Source organism: Psychrobacter sp. FME13 (genome assembly GCF_014861395.1).
Lineage (GTDB): Bacteria > Pseudomonadota > Gammaproteobacteria > Pseudomonadales > Moraxellaceae > Psychrobacter.
This window is the reverse complement of the sequence record NZ_RRYV01000405.1, coordinates 1-355: the sequence shown is the minus strand read 5'-3', so window position 1 is coordinate 355 and position 355 is coordinate 1. Positions and strand designations below refer to the sequence as shown.

At 45.9% G+C, this 355-nt stretch carries 1 pseudogene; it reads right to left on the bottom strand.

The window, feature by feature from the left end:
* Positions 1-355: pseudogene (locus EI164_RS16790) on the bottom strand (TonB-dependent siderophore receptor); the annotation flags it as partial.

Sequence of the window (355 nt, the reverse complement as noted above, 5' to 3'; positions counted from 1 at the left end):
TATACCTGCGCCTTTGCTGCACTGAGCCCTTTAAACTCCATTTTATTAGCACCTAAGGCGGCATAGACAGTCGTTTGATCAGTCACATCGAACTCACCGCGTGTGATTGCGCCTTTTGTTTTAGTATCATAAAAAGCCCAGCTTGGGTTCAATAACGTATCTGGATCTGGTGCACTAGGAATATCAACTCCTGATGCTACCGTGATGCCTCGAGTCGGACCATCGACATGTTCTGTCGTAGCATAAAGGTCAGCTGAAATTCGCGTACGTTCGCCTTTCCAGTCTAAGGCAAGAGAGCCTACTTTAGCCTCTTTATCTTGGTCATTAATCGCACTTTCACCATCTCTATAAGCAC